Source organism: Polynucleobacter sp. JS-Safj-400b-B2 (assembly GCF_018881975.1).
Lineage (GTDB): Bacteria > Pseudomonadota > Gammaproteobacteria > Burkholderiales > Burkholderiaceae > Polynucleobacter.
The window spans coordinates 320,121-342,692 of sequence record NZ_JACVPJ010000002.1; the positions used below are offsets into that span (position 1 = coordinate 320,121).

Genomic DNA, 22,572 nt, shown 5'->3' on the forward strand with positions numbered 1-22,572 from the left:
TTGCTTTCAGTTCAAATCGTGGCAGGGGCGGAGGGCATCGAACCCCCAACCTTTGGTTTTGGAGACCAACGCTCTGCCAATTGAGCTACACCCCTTTATAAAAACTCATTACAAATGACTACTTAAGCCAAAATCTTTGCAACCACACCGGCGCCAACAGTACGGCCACCTTCACGGATCGCAAAACGTAAACCTTCTTCCATCGCGATTGGAGCGATGAGCTTTACGGTAATCGAAACGTTATCACCAGGCATCACCATTTCTTTGTCTTTTGGCAACTCGATTGAACCAGTTACGTCCGTTGTACGGAAGTAAAACTGTGGACGATAGTTGTTAAAGAATGGAGTATGACGACCACCTTCGTCTTTACCCAAGATGTAAACCTCGGCTGTAAAGTGAGTATGTGGGGTGATTGAACCTGGCTTAGCCAATACTTGGCCGCGCTCAACTTCTTCACGTTTTGTACCACGTAACAAGATACCAACGTTATCGCCTGCTTGACCTTGGTCGAGCAATTTGCGGAACATTTCAACACCAGTACAAGTTGTCTTGAGTGTTGGCTTGATACCAATGATTTCGATCTCTTCACCAACTTTAACGATACCGCGCTCGATACGGCCTGTAACTACAGTACCGCGACCAGAGATAGAGAACACGTCTTCTACTGGCATCAAGAAGGCGCCATCAACAGCACGTTCTGGAGTAGGAATAAAGGTATCTAATGCTTCAGCCAATTTCATGATGGCTTCTTTACCCAATGGGCCTTCGTCGCCTTCAAGGGCTAACTTAGCAGAACCACGAACGATTGGTGTGTCATCACCAGGGAATTTGTATTTAGATAAAAGCTCACGAACTTCCATTTCTACGAGCTCTAACAACTCTTCGTCATCAACCATGTCGCACTTGTTCAGGAACACGATGATGTAAGGAACACCCACTTGGCGTGCCAAGAGGATGTGTTCACGAGTTTGTGGCATTGGGCCGTCAGCAGCAGAGCAAACTAAAATTGCGCCGTCCATCTGAGCAGCACCAGTAATCATGTTCTTAACGTAGTCAGCATGTCCTGGGCAATCAACGTGTGCATAGTGACGGTTTGCTGTCTCGTACTCAACGTGTGCTGTATTAATCGTAATACCGCGTGCTTTTTCTTCTGGAGCAGCATCGATCTGATCGTATGCTTTAGCTTCGCCACCGAATGCTTTAGAAAGCACGGTTGCAATTGCTGCTGTCAATGTGGTTTTACCGTGGTCAACGTGACCGATGGTGCCTACGTTTACGTGCGGTTTTGTCCGCTCGAATTTTTCTTTTGCCATTTTTAATCTGCCTTTAGTTAACTCTTAAACCAAACACGAAATACACAATTAATAAAATCAAACATGGTGCCCATGGGCAGGATCGAACTGCCGACCTCTCCCTTACCAAGGGAGTGCTCTACCACTGAGCCACATGGGCCAAATCTAATGCAACAAATTCTGGAGCGGGATAAGAGAATCGAACTCTTGACCGAAGATTGGAAATCTGCTGTTTTACCATTAAACTAATCCCGCACATCTGGTGGAGGGGGTAGGATTCGAACCTACGTAGGCATAGCCAACAGATTTACAGTCTGCCTCCTTTAGCCGCTCGGACACCCCTCCGCGAACCCAATATTCTGACTCCAAATGGAGTTTCTGTCAATATCTCTAAACGCTTTGCACAAGTAAAAACGCCCAGACCTAAGAGGGTCTGGGCGTCGCATTGGTGCCCGGCAGTTACCTACTTTCACACGGGTAATCCGCACTATCATCGGCGTAAAGTCGTTTCACTGTCCTGTTCGGGATGGGAAGGAGTGGTTCCAACTTGCTATGGTCACCGGGCGTAGAGGGTCGAGTTGCTGATTAAATCAACAACTCTATTTGAGTAAGCATGTAATAAGGATGCAGATTAAATCTGGCAAACATCCAACACAATAGTGCTGGTTATAGGATCAAGCCTAACGGGCAATTAGTATCGGTTAGCTTAATGCATTACTGCACTTCCACACCCGACCTATCAACGTTGTGGTCTTCAACGACCCTTTATGTAGGTTAAACCTACGGGAGATCTCATCTTCAGGCAAGTTTCCCGCTTAGATGCTTTCAGCGGTTATCTCTTCCATTCATAGCTACCCTGCGATGCTTCTGGCGAAACAACAGGTACACCAGCGGAATGTCCACTCCGGTCCTCTCGTACTAGGAGCAGCCCCCGTCAAATCTCCAACGCCCATGGCAGATAGGGACCAAACTGTCTCACGACGTTTTAAACCCAGCTCACGTACCTCTTTAAATGGCGAACAGCCATACCCTTGGGACCGGCTACAGCCCCAGGATGAGATGAGCCGACATCGAGGTGCCAAACACCGCCGTCGATATGAACTCTTGGGCGGTATCAGCCTGTTATCCCCAGAGTACCTTTTATCCGTTGAGCGATGGCCCTTCCATACAGAACCACCGGATCACTATGACCTGCTTTCGCACCTGCTCGACTTGTCGGTCTCGCAGTTAAGCACGCTTTTGCCATTGCACTTTAGGTACGATGTCCGACCGTACCAAGCGTACCTTCGTACTCCTCCGTTACACTTTGGGAGGAGACCGCCCCAGTCAAACTGCCTACCATGCACTGTTCCCGACCCGGATAACGGGCCAAGGTTAGAACCTCAAATAAATCAGGGTGGTATTTCAAGGTTGGCTCCAACAGAACTAGCATCCTGTTATCAACGCCTCCCACCTATCCTACACAGACCGATTCAAAGTCCAATGCAAAGCTACAGTAAAGGTTCATGGGGTCTTTCCGTCTAGCCACGGGTAGATTGCATCATCACAAACATTTCAACTTCGCTGAGTCTCAGGAGGAGACAGTGTGGCCATCGTTACGCCATTCGTGCAGGTCGGAACTTACCCGACAAGGAATTTCGCTACCTTAGGACCGTTATAGTTACGGCCGCCGTTTACTGGGACTTCAATCAAGAGCTTGCACCCCATCATTTAATCTTCCAGCACCGGGCAGGCGTCACACCCTATACGTCCACTTTCGTGTTTGCAGAGTGCTGTGTTTTTATTAAACAGTCGCAGCCACCTTTTTATTGCAACCCTTTCGTCCTCCCCTTGTACAGGGTCAAACTACCAGGGCGTACCTTATTCCGAAGTTACGGTACAAATTTGCCGAGTTCCTTCTCCTGAGTTCTCTCAAGCGCCTTAGAATACTCATCTCGCCCACCTGTGTCGGTTTGCGGTACGGTCTTGTTAGACTGAAGCTTAGAGGCTTTTCTTGGAACCACTTCCAATTGCTTCGCGAATAAATTCGCTCGTCTCACGCCCTTGAATTACGCTACCGGATTTACCTAATAGCCATCTCCAACGCAAGAACCGGGACTTCCAACACCCGGACAACTTTCCGCGATCCGTCCCCCCATCGCATCTAACAATGGTCAAGGAATATTAACCTTGTTCCCATCAGCTACGCATCTCTGCCTCGCCTTAGGGGCCGACTCACCCTGTTCCGATGAACGTTGAACAGGAAACCTTGGGCTTACGGCGAGGGGGCTTTTCACCCCCTTTATCGCTACTCATGTCAGCATTCGCACTTCTGATACCTCCAGCATCCTTTACAAGACACCTTCACAGGCTTACAGAACGCTCTCCTACCATCACATTGCTGTGATCCGCAGCTTCGGTTATATGCTTAGCCCCGTTACATCTTCCGCGCAGGACGACTCGATCAGTGAGCTATTACGCTTTCTTTAAAGGATGGCTGCTTCTAAGCCAACCTCCTGACTGTTTTAGCCTTCCCACTTCGTTTCCCACTTAGCATATATTAGGGACCTTAGCTGGCGGTCTGGGTTGTTTCCCTCTTGACACCGGACGTTAGCACCCGATGTCTGTCTCCCGTGCTTGCACTTGTAGGTATTCGGAGTTTGCTATGGCGCAGTAATCCGCAATGGACCCCACTACCATGACAGTGCTCTACCCCCTACAGTGATACACGAGGCACTACCTAAATAGTTTTCGGAGAGAACCAGCTATTTCCAGTTTTGTTTAGCCTTTCACCCCTATCCACAGCTCATCCCCTAACTTTTCAACGTTAGTGGGTTCGGTCCTCCAGTACGTGTTACCGCACCTTCAACCTGGCCATGGATAGATCAACTGGTTTCGGGTCTACACCCAGCAACTAGCGCCCTATTCGGACTCGCTTTCGCTACGCCTTCCCTATTCGGTTAAGCTTGCTACTGAATGTAAGTCGCTGACCCATTATACAAAAGGTACGCAGTCACCCCTTACGAGGCTCCTACTGTTTGTATGCACACAATTTCAGGATCTATTTCACTCCCCTCCCGGGGTTCTTTTCGCCTTTCCCTCACGGTACTTGTTCACTATCGGTCGATTACGAGTATTTAGCCTTGGAGGATGGTCCCCCCATATTCAGACAGGATTTCACGTGTCCCGCCCTACTTGTCTCTAGCCTAGTACCACTCAATAATTTTCACATACGGGACTATCACCCTTTATTGTTGGACTTTCCATTCCATTCTGTTAATTACTGAGATATCACTAGAAGGCTGTTCCCATTTCGCTCGCCACTACTCTGGGAATCTCGGTTGATGTCTTTTCCTCTTGCTACTTAGATGTTTCAGTTCACAAGGTTCGCTTCTCATACCCTATGTATTCAGGTATGGATACCACAAAAGTGGTGGGTTTCCCCATTCAGAAATCCCCGGATCAAAGCTTATTTACCAGCTCCCCGGGGCTTATCGCAGGTTATAACGTCTTTCGTCGCCTGTAATCGCCAAGGCATCCATCATGTGCACTTATTCACTTGATCCTATAACGAGCACCATTGCTAGTAACCGTTATAGGTTTTACTTCTACTTCTGACATGTTTGCCGTAATCCAAACTGTAAGTACTTTGTTAAGGACTTGGTAAAACTCGTTTGTATTACTGATTGATGATTCAATCTTTACCCTTATTACATTGTCAAATGTCCTCTCAAAGAAACATTTGACACTTTGCTTACTCAAATTTTTAAAGAACAGCCATAAATGGCAAAACTAAACAATCGTTGGATCGCTTAGTTTTGACATTTAGATGATGGTGGAGGATGACGGGATCGAACCGACGACCCCCTGCTTGCAAAGCAGGTGCTCTCCCAGCTGAGCTAATCCCCCAACGTCCCACTAAGTCTTGTTTCTGGCTGGTGGTGGGTCTGGTAGGACTTGAACCTACGACCCCTGCGTTATCAACACAGTGCTCTAACCAGCTGAGCTACAGACCCGTGGCTTTTATTGTCAACCGATAAGTGTGGGCACTAGGATTCAGCATCTTTTCTCTAGAAAGGAGGTGATCCAGCCGCACCTTCCGATACGGCTACCTTGTTACGACTTTACCCCAGTCATGAACCCTGCCGTGGCAGTCGCCCTCCTTGCGGTTAGGCTAACGGCTTCTGGCAAAACCCACTCCCATGGTATGACGGGCGGTGTGTACAAGACCCGGGAACGTATTCACCGCGACATTCTGATCCGCGATTACTAGCGATTCCAGCTTCACGTAGTCGAGTTGCAGACTACGATCCGGACTACGATGCATTTTCTGAGATTAGCTCCCCCTCGCGGGTTGGCAACCCTCTGTATGCACCATTGTATGACGTGTGAAGCCCTACCCATAAGGGCCATGAGGACTTGACGTCATCCCCACCTTCCTCCGGTTTGTCACCGGCAGTCTCTTTAGAGTGCTCTTGCGTAGCAACTAAAGACAAGGGTTGCGCTCGTTGCGGGACTTAACCCAACATCTCACGACACGAGCTGACGACAGCCATGCAGCACCTGTGTTCACTTTCTCTTACGAGCACCTAATGTATCTCTACTTCGTTAGTGACATGTCAAGGGTAGGTAAGGTTTTTCGCGTTGCATCGAATTAATCCACATCATCCACCGCTTGTGCGGGTCCCCGTCAATTCCTTTGAGTTTTAATCTTGCGACCGTACTCCCCAGGCGGCTGACTTCACGCGTTAGCTACGTTACTCAGGATGTAAATCCCGAACAACTAGTCAGCATCGTTTAGGGCGTGGACTACCAGGGTATCTAATCCTGTTTGCTCCCCACGCTTTCGTGCATGAGCGTCAGTGTTATCCCAGGGGGCTGCCTTCGCCATTGGTATTCCTCCACATATCTACGCATTTCACTGCTACACGTGGAATTCTACCCCCCTCTGACACACTCTAGCTATACAGTCACAGGCGCCATTCCCAGGTTAAGCCCGGGGATTTCACGCCTGTCTTGTATAACCGCCTGCGCACGCTTTACGCCCAGTAATTCCGATTAACGCTTGCACCCTACGTATTACCGCGGCTGCTGGCACGTAGTTAGCCGGTGCTTATTCTTCAGGTACCGTCATTCCCGGACTGTGTTAGAGCCGGTGTTTCTTCCCTGACAAAAGAGCTTTACAACCCGAAGGCCTTCTTCACTCACGCGGCATTGCTGGATCAGGGTTTCCCCCATTGTCCAAAATTCCCCACTGCTGCCTCCCGTAGGAGTCTGGGCCGTGTCTCAGTCCCAGTGTGGCTGATCGTCCTCTCAGACCAGCTACTGATCGTCGCCTTGGTGGGCTTTTACCCCACCAACAAGCTAATCAGGCATCGGCCGCTCTAATCGCGCGAGGTCTTTCGATCCCCCGCTTTCCCCCTCAGGGCGTATGCGGTATTAGCACAGCTTTCGCTGCGTTATCCCCCACGATAAGGTACGTTCCGATGTATTACTCACCCGTTCGCCACTCGCCACCAGGTGCAAGCACCCGTGCTGCCGTTCGACTTGCATGTGTAAGGCATGCCGCCAGCGTTCAATCTGAGCCAGGATCAAACTCTTCAGTTCAATTCCTGTGATCCTTGCGGATCGTCGCACTCATTCAAGAAATTGACTTGGTAATAAAACCAAATCTTTTTACTGTCTATGAGTACTATTTATTTACATCTGTCCCGAAGGACTGGATGCTTTCACTTAGTACCCACAATTATCGGTTGACTAATTTTTAAAGAGGGCTGACTTATTTCGTATTTCGTAAAACATTCAGCAGAGAGGTGAGACTATATCCCACTTTTTTAGGTTCGTCAACACCTTTCGTAGTCTTTTACTTAAAAAAGGTGAAGTTTTTTCTTTCTTTGGAAATAAACCCAATAAAAACAAGGGTTTAGTTTTCGAAAAAAAATTACCTTTTTTTAAAAAATTTCAATTTTTTTTGTGTTTTGCCTCAATCAGCCAAAAAATTATGCTGTTTTTTCATGTTTATTTAGCCTTTTTCCAACAAACCTAGGGAAAACCCTGAAATTTTCACCTATAACTGCTAATATGGTTTGATGAACAACAAATTAGCGAATAGCCACTTGCCTTCGAGCCTTTATACAGCTGGCCAGGCTGTACCCGTGCGCGAGCTGCATGCCGGTTATAGGCAAGAAATATTGAATCATTTATTGCAACTAAATGATGAAGATAGGCGCTTGCGCTTTGGCACACAGACCCCTCATGAGGTTATTCGTCACTATGTTGAACACCTTGATTTCAATAAAGACGTTGTTTTTGGTGTGTTTGATTTGAATCTTAAGCTTATTGGCATGGCACATTTAGCCTATCTACCAGAGCATAAGGGTCAAGCACGTGCGGCTGAATTTGGGGTCTCTGTATTGCCTGAAGGCCGCTCTCAGGGCTTAGGCACGGCTCTTTTGGAGCGCTCAGCAGTGCATTCACGCAATACCCGCATAGAGACTCTATATGTGCACTGCCTTGCCAACAACAAGGCGATGATGCATTTGGCACAAAAGGCTGGGATGACCGTTGAATATGCTTATGGTGATGCTGATGCCTGTCTCAAGCTTCCGCCAGCGAGTCCTGCGACCATTGTGGCAGAGGCTGCCAATGTGCATTGGGCTGATCTCGATTACGCCTTAAAAGAAAATCTCAAGCGCTCCAACCAAGCATGGTGGTGGCTCTTAGGCAGACCTGATCTTGCGCGTTAATTAATTAATTCGATTCCTGCATTAGTTCTTACTGGGTGCGCCACGCAATACCCAACCAGTTAGCGCTGATAAATCTGCGTCACTTAATTTTGTATTGGCAGGCATAGGGACTACACCCCAAGAACCAGATCCGCCCTTGGCAATTTTATTTTTTAGAAAAGCTTGTGCGCCTGGGGTGTTCTTATATTTTTCGGCTACAGATTGAAAGCTTGGGCCAACAATTTTTTTATTAATTGCATGACAACCTAAGCAGGCATTTTGCTTTGCAATAGCGTATGCATTGTCATCCTCAACAGTCGCTTGCGCAATCGGCACTAAAAAAGCGAGCATCGTAAAAAGAAAAACTATTTTTACGATTGCTCGCTTATTGAACATCACCAATCTCTATAAAAATTATTGGAATTTTGGTGGGCTGCTAGGCTGTGTTTGATCGGCCTTACCTTGTTTTTCTAAACGCATTTTTTCTTCTTGAGAAATGATGTCAAAGTAAACGAAAACTTCTTTTACACCACTAGTATTGCTTGCAACTTTTTTGGCGAGCTCTGCTTCGCTTTGCGTCAAGATACCCATCAAGTAAACACTGCTTCCTTCAGCAATAATAGCCATCGAGTTTGATGGCAGCTGGTCAGTAAAAATCATTTGTGACTTGATCTTAGACTCAAGATAGGAATCATTCGCGCGTGATGTGTAGGTGCTGTTAGGCCCTATAACCAAATCATTAAAGACCGAGCGTGCATTCTTCATTGCTTTTACGTAAGCGCCAGCCTCGTTCTTAATGTCATCATCTTTTACTTCACCAGTAAGCAATACTTTTTGGTTAAATGCAGTGACATTAATGTGTGCGTTATCACCAAATCGTTTTGCCAATGCATTCTCTGCCTCTAGCTCAATGCCCTTGTCAATTGCTTGCACTGCGGGGGTTCGACGATCTGCCATGATGGTTGCGCTAGCTGCTACGCCACCAACAGCAACTACCGCACAACCCGAGATCTGCGTTGCAACAAGAGTTGTGAGAAACAATGTTCTGATGAGTGAGGTTTTCATGTGGCTTTTTCTATATTGAAGTAACAATAATTTTTAATCTAGTAAAACGTGGTCTACACCATCACATAAGGCATGAAGTAAAACCAGGTGCGTTTCTTGAATGCGCGCAGTGCGAGTTGATGGTGCGCACAAATGAATATCGTCTTGATCTAATAGCTGAGCAATTTTTCCGCCACCATTGCCAGTAAGCGCAATAATTTTGATTCCCATCTTCTTTGCAGCCTCAATTGCTTTGATGACATTCTTTGAGTTTCCAGAAGTAGAAATTCCTATGAGAATGTCGCCTTTTTTTCCCAGCCCTCGAACTTGCTTACTAAAAATCTCATCGTAGCTGTAGTCATTTCCAATGGCCGTCAAAATTGAAGTATCTGTTGTCAGAGCAATCGCAGCCAGCTCTTGGCGCTCTCTCTCAAAGCGGCCAACGAGCTCTGCCGCAAAGTGCTGGGCATCAGCCGCAGAACCGCCATTGCCGCAAGCCATTACCTTGCCGCCAGCACGCAAACAATCCACCATCGCCAGTACGCCCCTAGCAACAGATTCTGGCAGTAGTTTTTCGGCCTCCTGCTTTACAGCAATGCTGTCCAAAAAATGCTGGGATGCGCGCTTACGCAGACGCTCATTAATCTCTTTTTCCATAGCATTATTATGCGCCAAAGATGCTCTAATTTCAGTAGCAATCAGCATATCTCAAAAGCAACGTATCCTCTTGCTAATTGTTTAACCTTTTCAGGCAGCCCCCATGGAAATTAGCTCATTTGATTTTTTAAAACAACAAGATTTGCCTGCTGGGGCTCTTTATATGGTTGCTACGCCTATTGGCAACTTGGGTGACATTACTTTGCGCGCCCTGCATGTTTTAAATGCAGTCGATGGGATTGCTTGTGAGGACACTAGACATAGCGCAGCACTACTGCAGCAATTTGGCATTCATAAAAAATGTTTAGCGCTACATGAACACAATGAAATCACTGGGGCACAAACTGTTATCCAACATCTGGCTAACAACGAGCGTTGGGCATATATTTCAGATGCAGGTACGCCAGGAGTCTCAGACCCCGGCGCAAGGCTGGTAAATGAGGTTCAAAAAGCAGGCCTAAGAGTCATACCTATTCCGGGAGCAAGTGCAGTCTCAAGCGCGATTTCAGCAGCCGGTTCCGTAATGCACAACTCGGAAGGTCGCTTTCAATTTTTGGGTTTTTGGCCCAATAAAACTAAAGGGCGTGATGCACTTATCCAAGATATTTCCAGCAGCAAAAAGGCAAGCATCTTTTTTGAGTCACCACATCACATTAAAGAGACTTTGGTTTTGCTCTCAAAAAATTTAGAGATCGGTCGTCAACTTTTAGTATGCCGTGAGTTAACTAAAAAATTTGAGCAGCTTGTATCACTTCAGGCGCAAGATGTTGCCAATTGGCTTGACACAGCAGAGAGCCTTAAGGGTGAATTTGTGATTGTGGTGGCAGGGCGCTCATCTAATGGTGATGAGGCTCCCGAGCATTCCTCTCTTTTGTTATGGGCAAGCGCACTAAGCCCCTATCTCGGCAGCAAAGAAATTGCCGCCGTTCTTTCGCAAACATTAGGCCTCAGCAAGAAAGAGGCGTATCAAGTTGCCTTAGATGCAAAGAGCGAGTAGATGGAAATAAAAAAGCTGGCACAAGGCCAGCTTTTTTATAGAAGTCAAAGATTTATTTAGCGTTGCTTGCAGGTGCCGTAGGCTCACTAGCATCTTTAAAATTCAATTGCGCAACTGGTTTAATGATTTGATCAGCAGAAGCAGCCGAATCTGCACGCTTGCCATTGTTCACAAATACCATTAACAACAAAATGATGATGAGTGGCACAAAAAAGCTTACAAACACCATGATGATGAGTTGTTTTGGGGACTTAATCAGATTTCCGTGCTCGTTGCTCATAAGAATTTATCGTTTAACGGTTTTAAGGGTTGCCTTACACTTATTATAACTAGAGATTAAACTTATAGGCACTTACAATATGAGAGAAACCAGTTTTTCACTAGCGCCCGTAGCTCAGTGGATAGAGTATTGGCCTCCGAAGCCAAGGGTCGCGCGTTCGATTCGCGCCGGGCGCACCACTAAGTAATATCGTTAAGCCTTGATTCTATTGAATTTGGGTGAATCTCAGGGCTTTTTCTCCGCCTCTTCTTTTGTCTGTGTGACAAATCTGCGCCCAACTCTGTGACAAATTATTTGGCACAGAATCCCTGCTGAGTACTAGCTTAGTTAAGCCTCTGTGTCATTTTTAGTCCCTGGCTTCTGGGGTTCTAATAAATCGGCAATTGTGCACCCAAAGTATTCACACAAGATATCGAGCACATCGAGCTCAATTCTTTCCACCCTCTCGTAATACATCCGCGTTAGCGTACCCCGATTCACGCCAGTGTCCCTCACTACATCTGAAATCTTCTTCTTGTGCTCTCCAAGCATCCGCGCCAGGTAAATCCGCAAAATAGTCTCCTAAAGATCATTATGTATCTTCAAATATAAATAAATACTTGCAATAGATCATAATAGGCATATAATGATCTACAGAAGATCACTTTTAGCCTTCATGACTACAAAATGATCATTTGATTGTAATGAATTTAAAGGAGCTTTACCGCTATGAACAACACCTATCTAACAACCGAAGAGCTATCGGCTCGCATCAAATATGACCCCCGCACGATTCGCGATCAGCTCAAGGACTCTGTCTTATTAGAGGGTCGCCACTATTTCCGCCCTTTTGGAGGTCGCAAGATTCTCTATATCTGGGAAAACGTGGAGCAAGACATGTTTAAAGCCATGGCTGCAATCTCGACAATTCCAATGGCTCAAGGAGATGCCCTATATGCCTAATATCCGCGTAAGAAAAGAAACGGGGCTACTGTACTTTGACTTTCAATACCTCAAGGTGCGGTGCCGTGAGCAGTCTCTATTAGAGGACTCCAAACTTAATCGCAAAAAGATGCAAAAGGTTTTAGATGAAATTACGGGCAAGATTAAGAGCCGTACCTTTTGCTATCGAGACTACTTTCCAGGCAGTAAACAGCTTCTTGCCATCGAATTGCTGGAAAACGGATCGCCACCAGAATCAATACCATCAAGGATTGACCCTTCTTTTAAGACTCAACCAACCCCTATTACAACCCTCCCCGTGCAAGCCCAAGCTAATGGGCCCTTGTTCTCTGACTTTGCCAATCAATGGTACTCAGAGATGGAAGTAGGGTGGAAGCGTTCCCATAGAACGACCACCAGAGGTGTACTGAATAACTCCCTAATTCATCAATTTGGCCCTAGACCAGTAAATGAAATCAAAAAGGGTGACATTCTTACCTTTCGGGCATCTTTAGCTAAGTTGCCGGGAATTAAGAACAAAGAGAGTCTTTCTGCTTCCCGCATTAATCACATCATGACTCCATTGCGGATGATATTGACAGAGGCTGCCGACCGATATGAATTTGCCCCGGCCTTTATCAATATCAAACCCTTAAGAGTGGGTAAGACTGATGTTCAGCCATTCACCATACAAGAAGTCCAAGATATTCTTCGCACGGTTCGGGCCGACTTTAAGAATTACTACATTGTTCGCTTCTTTACCGGCACTCGCACTGGTGAGATCGATGGCCTCAAATGGCAGTACGTCGATTTTGAGCGCCGTACGATTTCCATAAAAGAGACGATTGTGAATGACTATGAGGAAACTCCCAAAACCGGAGAATCCGAACGCGACATCCAAATGTCTCAGATGGTCTTTGATGCACTCTTGGCTCAACACAAAGTGACAGGGCAGGGCGTCTATGTTTTTGCAACCAGCGCGGGAACACCGATTTCTCATCGCAATATTTCTAAGCGAGTTTGGTATCCGCTCTTAAGATTGTTGGGCCTGAAAAAGCGAGTGCCCTATCAAACTCGCCATACCTTTGCCACCCTCATGTTGGCCTCTGGAGAAGCCCCCGAATGGATCGCACGTCAGATGGGACACACCACCACCACCGAGATGCTCTTTCGAGTGTACTCACGATTCATTCCAAACTTGACCCGCCAGGATGGAAGCGCCTTTGAAAGACTCATGGCAGCGCAGATGCAAGACCAGCCACACCCCATTGTGGATCCCCAATCACTCAATGAAGTAAGTGCCCACTCAGGTATAAATCCGAACAGCATTGGAGTGAATCATTTACCGAAAACTCAGAGTCGAGCAACTAAGGCAATTGAACAAACGCCACAATTGCCCGAGCCTCAGGCAATAAACCAACCCAAGTTGCCTCCTTTTGCCCCTCCGAATTTGCCAAATCAGCTACCCGACACTCGGGTAAATCCAAATGCCGATGCTGCGCTGATAGCCAATCCTTGGTTAGAAATTGCCAAACATTCGGGCCATTCTGTGCCCCCTAAAGTTAACTCAATCCCACCTTCAGATCACCCAGCGGGGACCCTGTTATTGCGAAGACCTTAGCGAGAAGATCGTTAGCTAGGCTTTGTAAACCAACCTAAAGCATTTGCCCAGCTTTGTGTTGACTTTCTGGGCCGCCTTCATGCACACATGACAGCGCCAGCGTGTACGAATAGCTCCATCACTGCTACGAAAACTCACAACTTGACCACCGTCAATCAACCGAGTCGAGTTGCAACTACTGCAATACCTTGTTGTCAATTTACACTCCAAAAAAATATTTCATCACCCCTTGCTCGATGTCAAAATGTTATCCAGCAATAGGACGTTCATTACTGATATGGCGCAAAGTAGCAGAAACTCTAGCCTGCCATCTATCGCCAGCAGTCTTGAGCTCCCGAATCGCATCGGGTGATAGGCAAATGTTAGCCGCCACCTTTTTAGGTGCTTTTTGTGGGCCATAAACCCCTATTTTTCATGAGGTATGTGGGTAGCATCTTGGGGCAGATTTGAACTCTCTGAAGTCCTCGCAAGGCAATTCTCTTACTTCACCTTCTTTATTGGTAAGGGCTAAGTTGCGTTTCATGGTCCTTTTCCTCTCTTTTCTTTGTCTGGGTCCCCTGTCGCCTCGCCTAGCCCAACTTCAGGGCGCAAACCCACAAGCCAAAGGTTTGGATTGGTAGGTTTACCATCTTTCAAGATTTCAAAATGCAAATGCGCTCCGGTAGTCCTGCCGGTTTTACCCACCTTGGCTATCGGAGTTAAGCGCTCTACTTTCATGCCCTTAGTTACCAAAATTTCACTGGCATGGGCGTAGCGCGTGGAATAACCATCCCCATGATTAAGTATGACCTCTTTGCCATACTCGCTATCCCAGCCAGCCTTGTCAACAATGCCTACTCCTGAGGAAAAAATCAGCGCCCCCATAGGGGCTTGAAAATCAATGCCTTGATGAGCGCTATACCCACGATTAATTGGGTCAATACGCTCGCCAAATGGGCTTGAGATATCAATATTCCTTTGAATGGGAAAGCCTATTGGCTTGCTACCCAACCAAGCAATGCGCTGATTGACATGCTCAATAGCATGATCAAGGTGATTATTTGCCTCTCTCAGTCCAGATAAGATACTTGCAAAAGCATCAAACAGACTTCCCGATAAATTATCATTGCCCTTGCCTCGATTGGGCAAGTAAGGGCCGCCCAAGGATTTGGCATTAGCACGTTCCTTGATAATGGCTGGCGGAGTGGCTAGAGCGATGAGCTTCTCATTAGCTAGCTGCAATTGAATAGCCTTCCTGTGGTGACTATCAAGCTCCGCCTGAATTTCAACTAGGCGAGTGCGATAAAAAGAGTTGAGGTTTTCTATCTCCACGGCAGTATGAAGATTGCCAAGTTGCCGAGCTAACTTTGGGTTGTATTCAACCGCCATCCGAAACCCAGCATATTGCAAGCCCACCCCGATGAAAATTAAGCAAGCCGAAAAGAGGAGCATAGCAATGCCAAGAGCTTTAAGGGTTAGATTAACCCTTCTAATTTTTCCAACCGATCCTGATACCCAAAATAACTGCATATCAAAACTTAATTAGCCGGCTGATTTTTTTTCTTAGCCTGCTCAATAACCAATTCACTCGAGGATGGATAATCAAGCTGATTTATTTCATCGAGCTTGCCAGTAATCTTGGCGCCAACCTCTAGGCCAATTGAGCCATAACGTATGTCACCTTGAACGCGAGCGGTGTTTAATAATTCCACCCGATTAGCCGAAAAAATGTTGCCATTTACCTCGCCTGAAATAATGACATGCTGCGCACGAACATCGCCTGTGACTTTGGCCCCCTTGGCTACAGCAATCGTCGCCTCCATCCCCTCCTCCTGAAAGATATTGCCGTTGACCACCCCGTCAATTCGAATGCATTGACTAATGATTAGATTGCCATCTATTCGTAAAGATTCCCCAATAATGGATTCAAAACTTTCATTAGACTTCCCTAGGGTTAAATTTTTTTTCTTAAACATAGACATTCTTTGTATAATGAAGGGTGGCGGCCTGTTTAAAAAAGTTGCGGCATAATTGCTAATGCATTCAGGCCACTCTGCCAATCCTCTCGATTGGCTACCCATGATCTTGATCATTGCGGGGAGGCAATTCTAGCCAAAAAATAATCCTAATCAATCTTAAGCTCGCTCAATGAAATGGCTTGACCAAGCAGCTCTGGCCTCACTCTGAACCCCTGATAGTAGATTTCAAATTGATTTAGTGTCTTTGAAACAATTTTAAAAGGAGGTCGTCCAAAAAAACTAAAGCCTTCGTTTGGCAATACTGTAAGCTCGCGCAACTTCCCGGTAACATCTTCAAAGCAAATGGTTTGCGCCACTCCTTTATTGAGCACATATATTTGATTGCCTGGTTTACTTGCCTTTGAGGGAATATACCCCGCGATGCTCAGATTGGGTGATTCAGGCAGTTGGCAAGACAATGTAGTATTTTTTTGGGGAGCAGAAGATCCCTGGGATTGCTCTAGACTTTGCCGTTCGGCTGGCTGGGCCGTAGCCAGTTCATCCATTGGATCTGCCTGCTCCACCGGAGGGGGTGGCCCGGAGCTTTCTTCCGCAACTAGCCCAGGCCGCTTAGCCTCTAAAATCGGGGGAACAGCAGCACACATTACAGCAACAATCATAGCGACCGCAATGCTCCAAAGTGGCCAAGTTTTTGCGCTTGTTTTTTTGGTTTTCTTGTTATCGATGACGGGCATGGATGGCTGGCTCTGCGGTTGACGTAGCTCCACCAATTTACAATCGGCATTTATTGCATCTGCATGAATTTTCGATGTATTCAAACTTAAGTCTGAGTCTACACCTGTTAGCATTTCACTCTGGGTGGCCTCAAAAGCCTCTTCGTGGCTTAGGCCCAAAATATCCGCCACCTTCTTCGCACACTGAAATTGAATTGCTAAAGTATAGAAAGCCCTGTGGCCGCCCTCTTCAATTTGCTGCAATTGAAGCTTGGAATAAGTTGTTTTTTTGACTAAGTCCTCAATGGAGAGGTTTAGAGACTCCCTGGCCTGTTTGAAGCGACTCCCAATAATTTTCGGCACATTAAACTCTTATCATTAAAGTCTAGATAGTCGTAAAAATACAGGCCGGTTCTGCTCTTGTCTATCCCATACTTATGGGGGGGGGGAATTTCAAAACCCACTCTTCGCGCCGACAAACGTCTTTGACAACCCCGAAAGGTAGCACGGGATTTGAAAATATTAGAATGGGCTAGCTGCCTATTTCAGCGATCGTGACCACACATTACGATTCATCGTGACAGATAAATGACCCGCTTTGATTTTTAGTACCACTCCAAGTGAACTGGCCCCACAAATCTGAACACCCCCATAAGTGAATTCTCTGCTATTTTAATAGGCCCTTTAGGCCAGAAAGTAGAGAGAGCAAATGGCAAGACGACCAAGACGTACCCACTCACCTAAGTTAAAAGCCAAAGTGGCGCTAGCAGCCATTGTTGGGGATAAGACCATCGCAGAGCTAGCAGTGCTGCATGATGTCCACCCCAACCAGATTACTGAATGGAAACGTCAGCTCGTAGACCGGGCAGCCGATGTCTTTGGAGGTGAACCCAATACCCCGCCTGTGGATCTGAAGGTGCTGCATGCCAAGATTGGTCAGCTGGCACTGGAGAATGATTTTTTGGAAAGCGCGCTTTGCAAAGCGGGGTTGCTGAGCGCAGGCAAATGATTGCTCCAGATCACGAACTGCCCATTAGTAGCCAAGCCAAACTCTTGAACATCAGCCGTGGCACGGTCTATTACTTGCCAAAACCCGCCTCAAGTAAAGACTTGGCAATCATGCGCCACATTGATGAGTTACATCTACAACACCCCACCATGGGAGCAAGGATGCTGCGCGATCAACTAAACCGCCAAGGCTTTAAGGTCGGCAGACGCCATGTATCCACGCTCATGAAGAAGATGGGCATTGTTCCGCTATCCTGCCAGAAGAACACGAGCGCCAAGCATCCTGGACATAAGATCTATCCTTATTTGCTACGCGCCATGAAAATTGACCGGGCCAATCAAGTCTGGGCCTTAGATACGACCTACATCCCCATGGCCAAAGGCTTTGTGTATCTGACTGCCGTGATTGACTGGGCTAGTCGTAAAGTATTGGCGGCTAAGGTGGCTATTACGCTAGAAGCCTGCCATGCCGTAGAAGTGCTAGAAGAGGCTTATCAAAAGCATGGCTATCCACAAATCGTGAATGTCGATCAAGGCAGTCAATTTACGGCAGAAGCCTTTGTTAGTCTGGTGACCCAATCAGGGGCGCAAATTAGCATGGATGGCAAAGGCTATTGGCGGGACAATGTCTTCATTGAAAGACTATGGAAAACTCTGAAGTACGACCACGTCTACCTGCATGCTTATGAATCCGTTGCCGATGCCAGAAGTAAGATCTTGGAGTTCCTTGCTTGGTACAACACCCAAAGGCCACACTCCAGTCTTGATAGAATGACTCCAGATGAGATGTATTTTAAGATCCTGCCCCCAGCATTAAAGGCAGCTTAAGCAGAGTAGAGAATCCACTTATAAATTGGGGAAAACTATTCAAAGGAGCAGAGCCAGTTCTATCAAAGCGGGTCATAATTGGTAATAAATTACTCATAAACCTGCATTAGATGGCCTAAATTTGAGCATGTCCCCCAAAGTCTTTGCTACGACAAAATTCATTTCTGCCTACGTCATCTGTGCCGCTTTAAATGGTTGCATGATGTATGGCGACGGTACGCCACCTCAGGTTACATTGCCAGATCAATGGCCTGCAAGTCAAAACGTTTCCAAAGAACAGTCTTTGCCTCTGTATCCATGGTGGCAACAGCTCAAAAGCGATGAGTTAAATGAACTCGTCAGCGAGAGTCTAAAAAATAACCGTCAAGTACTCCAGTCTATTAATAACATCGAGCAAGCTCAGGCACAACTTGATACGATCAAACTTGGCTGGCTACCTTCTCTCAATTTTTTTGGGGGATCAATCAATGGCAATACCACGCTATTTTTCCAAGGACTGTCTGTCCCAGTAGCTAATATAGGAGGCTTTGTTGGCTTTTTGCCCACCTATGTAGTGAATTTATTGCAGCAGCCAGCCAGGCAAAATCAGGCAGGGCAAATACTGGAGGCCTCTCAGGCCGACTACCTTGCGGTTAGAACGGCGATGATTGCCCAAGTAACTACCGCTTATGTAGCAGTACTGGTAACCGAACGCCAGACTCAGATACTGCGGGATATGCAGGAGTCTTTAAAAAAGCGTGCTCAAATCACCTCTTCTTTATCTGCAAGAGGCCTAGGTACTCAATATGGCCAGAATCAATTGGAGCTGGAGTTAAATGCAATCTCAGGCCAGCTTGCACAAAACTACGCAAATCATCAGGCTGCGCAAAATGCTCTTTTAATTCTGGTGGGCAGAGGAATTGGTCGAATTAAAACCAAGCAATCATTGGATCAAATTAATACCGATGTCCCATCCCCAGGAAATATGCCGGCATCTGTAGTGTCTACTAGACCAGATGTTGCTGCTGCAAGGGCAAGATTAGATGCTACAAACTATGGGGTGACCGCGACTGCCAGTTCGCTGTTTCCATCAATTAGCTTAAACGCATTGGTGACTAATATAAAAACCACTCAGAACGGATCAAACGCCAGCTCAAATGCTAATTTTCAGGCTGCGTACGCTGCATTGGTGCTTGACCCTAAGATAATCGGGGCTATTAGCTCCAGTAATGCAGTTTATAGATCGGCTGCTATTGCTTACATTGATATAGTTAATTCTGCATTACGTGAAACTGATGATGCGTTATCTGCATACGATGCCCAAAGAGTAAAGCTATGGCATGACACTGAAGCATTTGTTAAAGCTAAAAATAATTTGAAAATATCAGAGTCAATGTATCGGCAGGGTTTACTCTCTGAATCGCAGTTTCTTGAAAATAAAGCCCAATATAACTTGGTAGATGCTGCAGTAACGCAGACAAAGCTTACTGAGTTAATTGCAATGGCTAAGTTATATCAAAGCATGGGCGGTGGATCAATTTATGAAGAACAAAATCTTGAAATATCTAACGGAACAGTACGACCTACTCAAAAGTAAACTTGCCCAGCTCAATTTGCGTCAGAAATTGGGCAGGGTCAACTTTGCTACAGCAATCTTCGCCTTGGGTGGATTGCTTGCCATCGGATACTTTTTAACTTCTTTATTTACATTAACTGACAATGCTTACATTGTCCGCATTCAAACGCCAGTTTCTTCGAAAGTGGCCGGATCAGTTGCTGAGGTTTTGGTTAAGAATGGGCAGGTAGTTAAGCCGGGAGATACTTTAGTAAAGCTAAATTCGGATAACTACAGATTACTCTTTGAGGCTGCAGATGCGCAATATGAAAAAGGCTTAACCAGTATTAAAGCCCTATCCAAAAAAGTTGATCTTACAAAGCACAACTTGCAGGCAGCCAAAGAGAATTTAGAAATTCTTAAAAATCAATATCGCCAAAAAAATCATCCATCAGTGAAAGGCGGCATTCCACAAATTGAGCTCTCTGATTTGAAGCATAAGATTGAGGCTCAAGCAAATATCACAGCAGGGTTCGCAGATCAGCTGGAAATAGATCAATACGAAGTTGAGATGGCTAAAAATAATTTGACAGTATTAAAGAGCGCCAGAGATCAGGCAGAAATTGTTTTAAATGATTCCACAATTAAGGCTCTTACGGATGGTCAAGTCCAAAACGTCTTTTTAGGTATTGGTAAAAATATAGCGCCCGGAGAAACGTTATTTACTCTAGTAAATGGCGGCAATGTATATGTCCAAGCCAATATCGAAGAAACAGATTTGGCTGGCGTAAAGCAGGGCGACAAAGTAACGGTATACCCAAGAATCTACTTTGGAAGCAAATCGTTCGAAGGGGTTGTTGTTAGCAATCCATTTGGCATTACTAGGCAAATTACCCAACCCTTCACGGGTAATCAAATTATTGCCACAGAAAATAAATGGCTTTTACTTCCTCAAAGACTTCCAGTAATTATTGAAATAACAAGCACTGATCCTAAGTATCCTCTTGAGAATGGGATGTCTGCGTATGTTCGTATACGCGGTCAGTAGCCCCTTATTTGATCGGGCAGACCCTTATTGGGTGTGCCGCCTGTCAGCCTTAAAAGTGGCTTATGTTGGGGTTGTGCTTTTTATCGTTAATGCATTCTTTAAATCACCAACAGTTCCAGTTCTAGAAATGCTAGTTACGGCTGTTGCCGTTGCAGCAACTGAATTGCCGCCAATGAATTCCCGTAAGAAAAAGGTCCTAGGCTACATTTGCATCGCCATACTTTGCGTCATTACCAACTCTATTTTTGGGTTGGCTTCCTATTTCAAGTGGGGTTTATTGGTCGGCGTAGGAGTATGGTCGTTGATTCTTTACCGCCTCATTGCTAAAGATGGCATGAGCGCGAATGTAGTGGGTATATTGATTCTGATCGGAATCGTCTCGCTTGAGGGAGATGTTGCAACCGATCTTAATGGCGTGATTAATCACGCTCTATTCTATTTTGAATATGCTGCTGCAGGATTATTTGCTTTGCTTCTTTTTCCAAATCTTCATGATCGGGTTATTAAAAGTGCAGCGCTTCGCTTAATAGAGGCTGATCGCCAATTTATTGGGGGCGATTCAAATTTGAACAAGTTTGATAATCAGACCTTGATGAGCTTGTTGGCGATGCAAAACCAGGCTGAGCAAGTTCAGCCAGCCATCTATGGATTAATGCCATTCTTCAAGTCACTCCAGCTCCAGATCAGGGGTAATTCATTTGCTCAAAAAATACATGCCAAATCCACGCTGGATGTGCTTGATGTAATTCATCGTTCTATCTGCCAATCACGTGTAATAGAGCTAGATAAGCTGACGCAGAGCACTGAGGTTTTGAGAGATGCCAAATTGGCCGCTACCATAAAAGATCTAGCTGAGTATTGGAATTCAAAATGCCTAGCCTAAATTTTAAAAATAGAATTTTGCAGGTCGTGGGGCTAATTGTTCTCTCACTTCTAGTTGCTCAAGTTTTGCAGTGGGATCAAGGATTATGGGTAGCAGTATCGGTGACTGCGATCATTGGACCCTTTAGCGCAAGTTTGACAATAGAAAAGTCCCGCAACCGAATCATAGGCACCATTGCTGGATTGCTAATAGCCACAGTTTTGGAAATATTCCTAAGATATAACAATCAGCTTGTGTTTCTTGTGGGCATTATTTTGGCTTATGTGTTGGGGTTTGCTGTTCAGCAAAACTATCGTTACTTCATTATGGTTGTAACCGTGGCGATTTGTCTTAATTTTGAATATATGAATCTGCCATTTACCTCTTTTGAGCCAATATCGTTTCTCATTGCACGTTTTATGGCTGTTTTAGCGGGCATCACTTTATTTTTGTTTATTCAAAAATATGTATATGGAGTCCGTAATGCCAGAGTTGAGTTAGTAGAGTCGACTCAAAAAATTGCAGCTAGTATTTCCAAGAATCTCTTTCAACTTAGCACTTTGGCAGGTGTCGATCAGGCAATGGCGCTAAAAGCAGAGTCAGAATCTTTTGAAGAGTTACTCTCCGCTTCTGGGTATGGACTTGGCGGCCCGTGTAATGAGCTACGTGCTGCCAATAGGATTAATAGAGTGCAACAAAGAGTGATATCGCTCCTTTTAGATCTCTCCTATGCCCAGCAGGAGCCTGTCGAAATGCAGGCCAAAATAAAGTCTACGATTCAAAGAAGGGCGCTGAAGCTAAATAATGCCCTTAGCAAGTTCACTCAAATAACGTCTCTTAACTACAGAACATGACTAATTTTCAAAACCCACTCAAGCTACTCAATTTTTATGCTGAGAATATCTTTGGCGGAGGTATTGATGTTTTTATGCTCAGCGCAATCCTCATTTTTGTTATTCATAGTTTTTTAGTACTTTCTGCGTATTTCAGACCAGCGTGACCACCCATTTCAGGCAAATGACCGGTCATTTCAGAGTGAGCGTGACCACCTGTTTCAGAATCAGCGTGACCGCTTTTGCACCTTCCTCTGAAATGCATTTTGCCT

The 22,572-nt window shown here is 45.8% G+C and carries 19 protein-coding genes, 7 tRNA genes and 3 rRNA genes; 10 read left to right on the forward strand and 19 right to left on the reverse strand.

Going from position 1 to position 22,572, the window contains the following annotated elements:
- Nucleotides 1-19: 19 nt before the first annotated feature.
- The 10 genes from ICN48_RS03615 to ICN48_RS03660 form a co-directional block, all read right to left on the reverse strand.
- A tRNA-Trp gene (locus ICN48_RS03615) sits at nucleotides 20-95 on the reverse strand.
- Between the two features lie 27 nt (nucleotides 96-122).
- Entirely contained in the window at nucleotides 123-1,313 is a 1,191-nt protein-coding gene (tuf, locus tag ICN48_RS03620) for an elongation factor Tu (protein WP_216152347.1), read from the reverse strand.
- A 64-nt stretch (nucleotides 1,314-1,377) separates the two neighbouring features.
- Nucleotides 1,378-1,452 (reverse strand) — tRNA-Thr (locus ICN48_RS03625).
- A 21-nt stretch (nucleotides 1,453-1,473) separates the two neighbouring features.
- Nucleotides 1,474-1,547 (reverse strand) — tRNA-Gly (locus ICN48_RS03630).
- A 5-nt stretch (nucleotides 1,548-1,552) separates the two neighbouring features.
- Nucleotides 1,553-1,637 (reverse strand) — tRNA-Tyr (locus tag ICN48_RS03635).
- A 105-nt stretch (nucleotides 1,638-1,742) separates the two neighbouring features.
- Nucleotides 1,743-1,856, reverse strand: a 5S ribosomal RNA gene (gene rrf / locus ICN48_RS03640).
- Between the two features lie 106 nt (nucleotides 1,857-1,962).
- A 23S ribosomal RNA gene (locus tag ICN48_RS03645) occupies nucleotides 1,963-4,836 on the reverse strand.
- Nucleotides 4,837-5,104: 268 nt separating this feature from the next.
- Nucleotides 5,105-5,180, reverse strand: a tRNA-Ala gene (locus ICN48_RS03650).
- Between the two features lie 30 nt (nucleotides 5,181-5,210).
- A tRNA-Ile gene (locus ICN48_RS03655) sits at nucleotides 5,211-5,287 on the reverse strand.
- A gap of 58 nt (nucleotides 5,288-5,345) precedes the next feature.
- Nucleotides 5,346-6,878: ribosomal RNA gene (locus ICN48_RS03660) — 16S ribosomal RNA — on the reverse strand.
- Together the 16S, 23S and 5S rRNA genes with 5 tRNA genes alongside form the textbook arrangement of a ribosomal RNA operon.
- 482 nt (nucleotides 6,879-7,360) lie before the next feature.
- Here ICN48_RS03660 and ICN48_RS03665 point away from each other — a divergent pair.
- Nucleotides 7,361-8,017, forward strand: coding sequence for a GNAT family N-acetyltransferase (locus ICN48_RS03665; RefSeq protein ID WP_216152354.1), 657 nt, complete (start codon nucleotides 7,361-7,363; stop codon nucleotides 8,015-8,017).
- A 21-nt stretch (nucleotides 8,018-8,038) separates the two neighbouring features.
- Here the strand turns inward: ICN48_RS03665 and ICN48_RS03670 are convergent, their stop codons facing one another.
- From ICN48_RS03670 to ICN48_RS03680, 3 genes are read right to left on the reverse strand one after another with little or no spacing between them, the layout of a single operon-like run.
- The gene (locus ICN48_RS03670; protein ID WP_216152355.1) at nucleotides 8,039-8,392 is read right to left on the reverse strand and encodes a c-type cytochrome; all 354 of its coding nucleotides are present in this window, start codon (nucleotides 8,390-8,392) and stop codon (nucleotides 8,039-8,041) included.
- Nucleotides 8,393-8,410: 18 nt separating this feature from the next.
- Nucleotides 8,411-9,061, reverse strand: coding sequence for a BON domain-containing protein (locus tag ICN48_RS03675; RefSeq protein WP_216152356.1), 651 nt, complete (start codon nucleotides 9,059-9,061; stop codon nucleotides 8,411-8,413).
- Nucleotides 9,062-9,094: 33 nt separating this feature from the next.
- Nucleotides 9,095-9,697, reverse strand: coding sequence for a phosphoheptose isomerase (locus tag ICN48_RS03680; protein WP_216152357.1), 603 nt, complete (start codon nucleotides 9,695-9,697; stop codon nucleotides 9,095-9,097).
- A 103-nt stretch (nucleotides 9,698-9,800) separates the two neighbouring features.
- Here ICN48_RS03680 and rsmI point away from each other — a divergent pair, with 103 nt between their 5' ends.
- Entirely contained in the window at nucleotides 9,801-10,694 is an 894-nt protein-coding gene (gene rsmI, locus ICN48_RS03685) for a 16S rRNA (cytidine(1402)-2'-O)-methyltransferase (protein WP_216152358.1), read from the forward strand.
- 52 nt (nucleotides 10,695-10,746) lie between these two features.
- On the opposite strand, the gene ICN48_RS03690 is transcribed toward rsmI, so the two are convergent.
- Nucleotides 10,747-10,974: a hypothetical protein gene (locus tag ICN48_RS03690; RefSeq protein ID WP_255539443.1), complete on the reverse strand. Its 228-nt coding sequence runs from the start codon at nucleotides 10,972-10,974 to the stop codon at nucleotides 10,747-10,749.
- A gap of 103 nt (nucleotides 10,975-11,077) precedes the next feature.
- Between ICN48_RS03690 and ICN48_RS03695 the strand changes: the two genes are divergently transcribed.
- A tRNA-Arg gene (locus tag ICN48_RS03695) sits at nucleotides 11,078-11,153 on the forward strand.
- Between the two features lie 148 nt (nucleotides 11,154-11,301).
- Here the strand turns inward: ICN48_RS03695 and ICN48_RS03700 are convergent.
- Nucleotides 11,302-11,526, reverse strand: coding sequence for a helix-turn-helix transcriptional regulator (locus ICN48_RS03700; RefSeq protein WP_255539444.1), 225 nt, complete (start codon nucleotides 11,524-11,526; stop codon nucleotides 11,302-11,304).
- A 156-nt stretch (nucleotides 11,527-11,682) separates the two neighbouring features.
- Here ICN48_RS03700 and ICN48_RS03705 point away from each other — a divergent pair, with 156 nt between their 5' ends.
- Nucleotides 11,683-11,916 (forward strand): hypothetical protein, encoded by a 234-nt coding sequence (locus tag ICN48_RS03705; protein ID WP_216152359.1) that lies wholly within the window; start codon nucleotides 11,683-11,685, stop codon nucleotides 11,914-11,916.
- Nucleotides 11,909-13,516 carry an Arm DNA-binding domain-containing protein gene (locus tag ICN48_RS03710; protein ID WP_216152360.1) on the forward strand — a complete coding sequence of 536 codons (1,608 nt, stop codon included), beginning with the start codon at nucleotides 11,909-11,911 and terminating at the stop codon, nucleotides 13,514-13,516. Before ICN48_RS03705 ends, ICN48_RS03710 begins: the two co-directional genes overlap by 8 nt.
- Before the next feature lie 247 nt (nucleotides 13,517-13,763).
- Here ICN48_RS03710 and ICN48_RS03715 read toward each other — a convergent pair whose 3' ends face one another.
- The 4 genes from ICN48_RS03715 to ICN48_RS03730 all read right to left on the reverse strand — a co-directional run bounded on the left by ICN48_RS03715 (nucleotide 13,764) and on the right by ICN48_RS03730 (nucleotide 16,550).
- Nucleotides 13,764-13,925 carry a BrnA antitoxin family protein gene (locus tag ICN48_RS03715; RefSeq protein ID WP_370624132.1) on the reverse strand — a complete coding sequence of 54 codons (162 nt, stop codon included), beginning with the start codon at nucleotides 13,923-13,925 and terminating at the stop codon, nucleotides 13,764-13,766.
- A 110-nt stretch (nucleotides 13,926-14,035) separates the two neighbouring features.
- Nucleotides 14,036-14,947: a M23 family metallopeptidase gene (locus tag ICN48_RS03720; RefSeq protein WP_216152362.1), complete on the reverse strand. Its 912-nt coding sequence runs from the start codon at nucleotides 14,945-14,947 to the stop codon at nucleotides 14,036-14,038.
- An 86-nt stretch (nucleotides 14,948-15,033) separates the two neighbouring features.
- Nucleotides 15,034-15,471 carry a polymer-forming cytoskeletal protein gene (locus ICN48_RS03725; RefSeq protein WP_216152363.1) on the reverse strand — a complete coding sequence of 146 codons (438 nt, stop codon included), beginning with the start codon at nucleotides 15,469-15,471 and terminating at the stop codon, nucleotides 15,034-15,036.
- A 149-nt stretch (nucleotides 15,472-15,620) separates the two neighbouring features.
- A complete protein-coding gene (locus ICN48_RS03730) occupies nucleotides 15,621-16,550 on the reverse strand; it encodes a helix-turn-helix domain-containing protein (protein ID WP_216152364.1) in 930 nt (309 codons plus the stop codon).
- A 346-nt stretch (nucleotides 16,551-16,896) separates the two neighbouring features.
- Between ICN48_RS03730 and ICN48_RS03735 the strand changes: the two genes are divergently transcribed.
- From ICN48_RS03735 to ICN48_RS03755, 5 genes are all read left to right on the forward strand, one after another.
- Nucleotides 16,897-18,023 (forward strand): IS3 family transposase gene (locus ICN48_RS03735; protein WP_370624129.1). Its coding sequence is split into 2 segments (ribosomal slippage): nucleotides 16,897-17,164 and nucleotides 17,164-18,023, totalling 1,128 coding nucleotides; the frame shifts between segments, so codons are not numbered across the junction.
- Nucleotides 18,024-18,150: 127 nt separating this feature from the next.
- Nucleotides 18,151-19,599: a TolC family protein gene (locus ICN48_RS03740; protein ID WP_216152366.1), complete on the forward strand. Its 1,449-nt coding sequence runs from the start codon at nucleotides 18,151-18,153 to the stop codon at nucleotides 19,597-19,599.
- Complete coding sequence (locus tag ICN48_RS03745) at nucleotides 19,544-20,605, forward strand: HlyD family secretion protein (RefSeq protein ID WP_216152367.1); 1,062 nt, start codon at nucleotides 19,544-19,546, stop codon at nucleotides 20,603-20,605. Before ICN48_RS03740 ends, ICN48_RS03745 begins: the two co-directional genes overlap by 56 nt.
- Nucleotides 20,583-21,488, forward strand: coding sequence for a hypothetical protein (locus ICN48_RS03750; protein WP_216152368.1), 906 nt, complete (start codon nucleotides 20,583-20,585; stop codon nucleotides 21,486-21,488). Before ICN48_RS03745 ends, ICN48_RS03750 begins: the two co-directional genes overlap by 23 nt.
- Nucleotides 21,464-22,321, forward strand: coding sequence for an FUSC family protein (locus ICN48_RS03755; protein WP_216152369.1), 858 nt, complete (start codon nucleotides 21,464-21,466; stop codon nucleotides 22,319-22,321). Before ICN48_RS03750 ends, ICN48_RS03755 begins: the two co-directional genes overlap by 25 nt.
- Nucleotides 22,322-22,572 lie beyond the last annotated feature (251 nt).